The following is a 7500-nucleotide window of genomic DNA, read 5'->3' as shown; positions in this document are numbered from 1 at the left end:
CTGTGACAATAATGGATTGTCGTCCATTCGCTTTTTCTTCAATTTCAACCTTTGCCCGTAGTGTAATAGAACCGCGCCCAGTTTCATAGGCTCTGCGAATTCCACTTCTCCCTAAAATAAGACCTGCTGTAGGGAAATCTGGCCCTGGAATATACTCCATTAACTCCGCGATTGTAATCTCAGGATTACGGCTTAAAGCTAAGACCCCATCAATTACTTCTCCAAGTTGATGAGGTGGAATATTTGTCGCCATACCAACAGCGATACCAGTCGCACCATTTACTAATAAATTAGGGAAACGAGCAGGTAGTACAACCGGCTCTCTCTCAGAACCATCATAGTTATCTTGATAGTCTATTGTATTTTTTGTAATATCGCGCAATAGTTCCATAGAGATTTTAGACATTTTTGCTTCTGTATAACGCATCGCTGCTGCAGAGTCACCATCAATAGAACCAAAGTTTCCATGTCCATCAACGAGCATATAGCGCTGGCTAAAATCTTGTGCCATACGTACCATAGTTTCATAAACAGCTGAATCACCGTGTGGATGATACTTACCGATTACTTCCCCAACAATACGTGCTGATTTTTTATACGCTTTATCAGCAGTAATACCTAAATCATTCATTGCATATAAAACCCTGCGATGTACAGGCTTTAATCCATCTCGCACATCTGGTAATGCACGAGATACGATAACACTCATTGCGTAATCTAAAAACGAGGTACGCATTTCCTGACTAATATTAACCTCTCGAATTCGTGCTTGTTGTTGATTATCTGACATCAACCAGCACCTCCTCTTACATTTCCGTTACAAATTACATTGATTTATATATAGACGACAGGAACATTGAGATTCCTGTCGTTATTTATCTTAAATATCAAGGTTTTTTACATATTTTGCATTCTCTTGAATGAAATTACGACGCGGTTCAACTTTATCTCCCATTAAAATTTCAAAAGTTTCATCCGCTTCGATTGCATCTTGTAAAGAAACTTGCAATAATGAACGCACCTCTGGATCCATTGTCGTTTCCCATAATTGAGCCGGATTCATCTCACCAAGACCTTTGTAACGCTGAATACTTGGCTTAGGTTGCGCTGGCAACTCGGCCAATATTCTTTCAAGTTCTTTTTCGTTATAAGCATACTGAATCTTTTTCCCTTGTTGCACTTTAAACAATGGTGGTTGTGCAATATATACATAACCATGTTCAATAATTTGACGCATATAACGATAGAAGAACGTTAATAATAGGGTACGAATATGTGCACCATCGACATCGGCATCGGTCATAATAATAACTTTATGATAGCGGGCCTTTGATATATCAAAATCGCCACCGATGTTTGTCCCAATTGCTGTAATAATTGTACGCACTTCATCATTGGATAAAATTTTATCTAATCGAGCTTTCTCAACGTTAATGATTTTCCCCTTAAGCGGTAAGATTGCTTGGAAGTGACGATCGCGCCCCTGCTTTGCAGATCCACCCGCAGAGTCACCCTCTACGATATAAATTTCACTGATGGATGGGTCTTTAGAAGAACAATCCGCCAACTTACCAGGTAAACTTGAAACCTCTAACGCACTCTTTCTACGAGTTAATTCACGCGCTTTCTTCGCAGCTACACGTGCTCTTGCTGCCATTGTCCCTTTTTCCACAATTTTACGTGCAACATTTGGATTTTCTAGAAGAAACTTTTCAAACGCCTCTGAAAATACAGACTCTGTAATCGTTCTCGCTTCGCTATTACCAAGTTTCGTCTTTGTCTGCCCTTCAAATTGCGGATTCGGATGTTTAATGGATACAATTGCAGTTAAACCTTCCCGAACATCTTCACCAGTTAAATTACTATCAGCATCTTTTAAAATATTATTTTTTCTTCCATAGTCATTAATCACACGCGTTAAAGCTGTTTTAAATCCAACCTCATGCGTACCACCTTCATACGTATGGATGTTATTTGTAAATGAATAAATATTATTTGTATATCCTTCGTTATATTGGAGAGAAACTTCAACCTGAATCCCATCTTTTGCGCCTTCTACATATACTGGTTCTTCATGAATTGGCTGCTTCGAACGATTTAAATGTTCAACATAAGATTTAATTCCACCTTCGTAATGGAATTCTTTCTTCTGTTTATTTTCACGTTTATCTTCAATTGTTAATTTAATATTACGATTTAAAAATGCTAGTTCACGCATACGAGTTGCTAATATATCAAAATCATACACGGTTGTTTCTTTAAAAATTTCTGGGTCTGGCTTAAAGCGAGTTACTGTTCCTGTGCGATCTGTTTCACCAATTACTTTTAAATCTGCAACTGGAATGCCTCGTTCATATTTTTGGTAGTGGATTTTTCCTTCGCGGTGTACAAATACTTCTAACTCGGTTGATAGGGCGTTTACTACAGATGCCCCTACACCATGAAGACCACCGGAAACTTTATAACCACCACCGCCAAATTTACCACCAGCATGAAGTACTGTCATAATGACTTCTACTGCAGGACGTCCCATTTTTTCTTGTATACCAACTGGAATACCACGGCCGTTATCCGTTACACGGATACTATCGTCTTCTTCGATGACCACATTAATCTCATCACAATATCCCGCTAACGCTTCATCAATACTATTATCTACAATCTCCCATACAAGGTGATGAAGACCTTTTCCACTTGTCGATCCAATGTACATACCTGGGCGTTTTCGAACTGCTTCTAACCCTTCAAGTACCTGTATTTGACTTTCATCATATGAGTTTGCTTGCATTTCCTTTTGTTCCATTGACACAAAGATCACCTACTTTTCCATTTAAACAGAAGTTATATTCTGTCTATTTCACAATCTACCGTGCCGCTTTTTACATGAATTGTTTTCGCTTTTTTTAATGTTTCGTGTTCAATTCCGTCGACACTCGTCGTTGTCACAAATGTTTGCACTTTTCCTTGAATTGTATTTAAAAGATGTGATTGACGGTAATCATCTAATTCTGATAATACATCATCTAATAAAAGAATTGGGTACTCTTTTACCTCTGCATAAATCAATTCAATTTCAGCTAATTTTAGGGATAGTGCAGTTGTTCGTTGCTGGCCTTGTGAGCCAAAGACTTGAACATTTTTACTATTAACGAAGAATTGTAAATCATCACGATGAGGACCAATTAAAGTCGTACCACGGAAAATTTCACGTTGTTTCACAGATTGAAAACTTTCATAGTATACTTCTTTTATTTTCGACAAATCCATTGATTCTGATACATCTACACTTGGCTTATAAACGATTTCCAATTCCTCAAGCCCTCTGCTAATCCCACGATGGATTGGAGCAGCCCACTCTTGTAGTAAATGTAAGAATTCAAAACGTTTTTGTAGAATTTTCGTACCATGTTCAATAAGTTGAAGCGTAAATACATCCAACATCGTTTCCTCATTTTTACCTTGCATTGCCTTAAGCAAATGGTTTCGTTGTGTGAGCACTTTTTGATATTGACTTAATTCATACAAATAAACAGGAGCTATTTGTCCTAATTCCATATCTAAAAAGCGTCTTCTGACTTGAGGACTTCCTTTTACAAGATTTAAATCTTCAGGGGCAAACATAACAACGTTCATCTCACCAATATATTGGCTCAACTTTTGTTGTTCAAGTTCATTCAATTTTGCCTTTTTTCCTTTTTTAGAAATATTTAATTCCAAAGATACGGAACTATTTCGTTTTTGTAATCTACCTTTTATTTTACCATAATCCTCATCCCATCGGATGAGTTCACGATCATTTGAAGTTCTATGAGATTTCGCCATTGCTAACACATAGATCGCTTCCATCAAATTTGTTTTCCCTTGTGCATTTTCACCAATGATTACATTGACTTTATCCTCAAAAGAAAGGTTTAAATCTTCATAATTTCGATAATTTTTTAATTGTATTTCTGAAATAAACAAAGGGCTCCCCCTTTATGATTGAACTTGAAATGTTCCGTTTCCCGGAATTTCAACTATATCATTGGCGTACAATTTTCTACCTCGTCTATTTTCAAGTTCTTGATTCACGTACACTTCATATTCTTGCAAGAACCATTTTACAGCTCCACCTGTATCAATTACATCAGCAAGTTTTAAAAATTGCCCTAATGTAATATACTCTGTTGAAATTTTAATACGTTTCATAAAATCGCTCACTTTCTGAAAGTGTTCATTCTTTCATTGTACTAAATAAACTAGCATTAGGAAAGTAATACCCAAAATCAAACAAGGGTCGCTAGTACATAAAAACTAGCAACCCTCATTCTTTTTAGTAAGTACGAACCGGTAAAATTAGTTGAATAATGGAGTTATCATTTACTGTACGAATTAAGAAAGGTCTCATCGCACCAGTAAAGCTAATTTTAATTTCAGTACTATCTAAAGCTTTTAATGCATCCATCATATATTTTGCACTAAATGATATTTTTAATTCTTCACCATCTATTTTTTCACATTGAACTTCTTCTACTACTTTCCCAATTTCCGGTGAATTCGAAGAAATTTCTAGCATTTTCTGTTCAAATGTTGATAGTTTTACAACGTTGTTACGCCCATCTCTTGCCAACAAGGAAGCGCGATCAATAGCTTGCAAAAACTCTTTCGTATTGACAAAGATATCCGTCTTACTTTCAGCAGGAATTAAGCGAGTTGTATCAGGGTAATTCCCTTCCAATAATCGAGAGAAGAATAATAAATGTTTTGTTCGGAATAATACTTGATACTCTGTAATAACAATATCCACCATTTCTTCAGACTCATCTAAAATTTTACTTAACTCATTTAAACTTTTACCTGGAATGACAACATTTGCTTGAAATTCATCAGAAATGTTATGTCCTTCAATTTTCGCTGTGCGAAGTGCCAATCTGTGACTATCTGTTGCAATACAAGTTAACTCACTGTTATATACCTTCCAGTTTACACCTGTCAAGATTGGGCGAGTTTCAGAACTTGATACTGCAAATACAGTTTGACGAATCATATGTTTTAGTAAATCTGTTGGTATTTTAAATACATGATGTTCTTCGATTTGTGGTAATAATGGATATTCCGCAGAATCTAATCCATTTAAATTAAACTCTGATTTTCCAGATTTTATTTTTGTCATAAAATGATTTTCGACGGAAATTTCGACAATGTCTTTTGGTAATTTTTTTACGATTTCACTAAAATATTTTGCTTGTAAAACAATACTACCTGATTGACTAACTTCTACGATTTCTTTTCCATCTTCTTCAACAGGAATAAATGATTCGATTGAAATATCTGAATCACTTCCTGTTAATGTAACTCCTTCTTCTGTAGCTACAACTTTAATTCCAGTAAGGATCGGAATTGTGGTGCGAGAGGAAACAGCTTTCATTACATCTTGTACACTTCTTACAAGATAGTCTTTTTGAATTGAAAAACGCATAGTGAAAACCTCCGGTAAGTATAAGATTTTATTTATTTATTTAATAAAGATAAAAAGTAGTAGTAATAGTAATAGGGCTTGTGGATATGTGGATAACCCCGTTCAAAGATGTAAAAACAGTCTATCTACATGTGGATAGACTGTGCGTAAAACAGGAAAAGTTATTCACACTATTCAGCTACTACTTTAAAATATCATTAATTTCTTCAATTTGTTTTTGTAGTTGTGTATCTGTTTTTAAGAGCCGCGAAATTTTTTCATGTGCATGGATAACCGTTGTATGGTCGCGACCTCCAAATTCTTCCCCTATCTTTGGTAAAGATGAATCTGTTAATTCACGTGATAAATACATTGCAATTTGACGAGGAAATGCAACAGATTTTGTGCGTTTCTTCGCTTTAAAATCTTCTAATTTCACTTGATAAACATCTCCAACTGCCTTTTGAATATCATAAATGGAAATAATTTTCGGCTTGGAGTTAGGAATAATATCTTTCAATGCTTCGGCAGCTAAATCGGCATTGATATCCTTATTAATTAAGGAGGAATAAGCAACAACTCGGATTAATGCACCTTCCAGTTCTCGGATGTTTGAATCGATTTGATTCGCAATATAAATCATAACTTCATTTGGAATATCGAGGCCTTCTGCTTTTGCTTTTTTACGTAAAATTGCAATCCTTGTTTCAAGATCTGGTGGTGTGATATCCGTAATTAATCCCCATTCGAAACGTGAACGAAGACGATCTTCTAATGTCGGAATCTCCTTCGGTGGTCGATCGCTTGAGATTACAATTTGCTTACTCTCTTCATGCAATGCATTAAATGTATGGAAAAATTCCTCTTGCGTTTGTTCTTTTCCGGCAAGGAATTGAATATCATCTATTAATAAAACATCTACATTTCGGTATTTATTTCGAAAGTCCACCGCTTTATTATCACGAATCGAATTAATAAATTCATTTGTAAATTTTTCAGATGATAAATAAACGACTTTTGCGTTTGGGTTATGTTCGATCACATAATGTCCAATTGCATGCATTAAGTGGGTTTTGCCAAGTCCGACGCCCCCGTAAATAAATAGGGGATTATATGCTTTCGCTGGTGCTTCAGCTACAGCGAGTGAAGCTGCGTGAGCAAAACGATTACCAGATCCAATAACAAATGTATCAAAAGTATATTTTGGATTTAACATACTTTGTGGCAGATGATTGGACTCATCATTCATCTTTTTTGCTTTTGCAGGAGGATAGTCAACCTCCTCTTCAGTTTGACTTTGAGGAATAATAAAACGAATATTCAACTTTGCTCCTGTTATATCATAAATTGTTTCTGAAATTAGCTCTGAATAGTGAGATTCTAACCAGTCACGGGCAAATTCATTGGGAGCTATAATGGTTAGTGTATCTTTTTTTAAAGCATGTGCTTTTGTTGATTTGAGCCATGTTTCATAACTTGGTTTACTTACCTTCTTTTCCAATTCCGTTAACGCACTATTCCATAAATCAGCGATATTTTCCAAGGGTGTCCCTCCTTTGCGAACATGATAAAAGAATAAGGTTGTGCAACAAATGTACAACCCCTTTGAACTTCAATGTATATTTATACGAAACGTATTTTAAAACCTAAAAACGTTGTTTGTATACGAGATAGAGTTTTCGACAAAAATAGCATATGTGGACAACTGTTTACCCACATGTGAGTATAACTGTCCACAAGTTATTCACAAATTGTGGATAAAGTTTAAATGTGTAAAAATTATTCAAGGTGAAAACACAACTATAATATCAAAAAAAAGTAGCCATAGCAATGAATTTTAGAAAGTTATCCACAAAATCAATACCTTGTGGAATAAACTTGTCCACAACACGATATACTGTGTAAAAGTCGAAAAATAATTTGTGGATATAAAAAAGTAAAAAATATATTTATACACAAAAGAATGGGATACTTGTGAAAAAAGGTGTGAATAGATTTAAAGTGAATATTTGATGAAAATTTCGAGAACCATTGACATTTTCCTAGTTAATTAACTATAATTT

The 7500-nt window shown here is 35.2% G+C and carries 6 protein-coding genes (1 of these 6 only partly in view); all 6 read right to left on the bottom strand.

Going from position 1 to position 7500, the window contains the following annotated elements; genetic code table 11:
• Positions 1 to 790: the beginning of a DNA gyrase subunit A gene (gene gyrA / locus BCER98_RS00030; RefSeq protein WP_011983153.1), read on the bottom strand. 1676 nt of this gene lie to the left of the window's left edge; the window shows 790 of its 2466 coding nt (coding positions 1–790); the start codon lies at positions 788 to 790; its stop codon lies beyond the left edge, outside the window.
• 90 nt (positions 791 to 880) lie between these two features.
• Positions 881 to 2803, bottom strand: coding sequence for a DNA topoisomerase (ATP-hydrolyzing) subunit B (gene gyrB / locus BCER98_RS00025; protein ID WP_011983152.1), 1923 nt, complete (start codon positions 2801 to 2803; stop codon positions 881 to 883).
• A 38-nt stretch (positions 2804 to 2841) separates the two neighbouring features.
• Positions 2842 to 3963: a DNA replication/repair protein RecF gene (gene recF / locus BCER98_RS00020; protein WP_011983151.1), complete on the bottom strand. Its 1122-nt coding sequence runs from the start codon at positions 3961 to 3963 to the stop codon at positions 2842 to 2844.
• A 12-nt stretch (positions 3964 to 3975) separates the two neighbouring features.
• Positions 3976 to 4188 carry a S4 domain-containing protein YaaA gene (gene yaaA / locus BCER98_RS00015; RefSeq protein ID WP_011983150.1) on the bottom strand — a complete coding sequence of 71 codons (213 nt, stop codon included), beginning with the start codon at positions 4186 to 4188 and terminating at the stop codon, positions 3976 to 3978.
• A gap of 124 nt (positions 4189 to 4312) precedes the next feature.
• Complete coding sequence (gene dnaN / locus BCER98_RS00010; RefSeq protein WP_011983149.1) at positions 4313 to 5458, bottom strand: DNA polymerase III subunit beta; 1146 nt, start codon at positions 5456 to 5458, stop codon at positions 4313 to 4315.
• 181 nt (positions 5459 to 5639) lie between these two features.
• Complete coding sequence (dnaA, locus tag BCER98_RS00005; protein WP_011983148.1) at positions 5640 to 6980, bottom strand: chromosomal replication initiator protein DnaA; 1341 nt, start codon at positions 6978 to 6980, stop codon at positions 5640 to 5642.
• Between the last annotated feature and the right edge of the window lie 520 nt (positions 6981 to 7500).

Source organism: Bacillus cytotoxicus NVH 391-98 (assembly GCF_000017425.1).
GTDB classification, from domain to species: Bacteria; Bacillota; Bacilli; order Bacillales; family Bacillaceae_G; genus Bacillus_A; species Bacillus_A cytotoxicus.
This window is presented reverse-complemented; position numbering and strand designations above follow the sequence as displayed.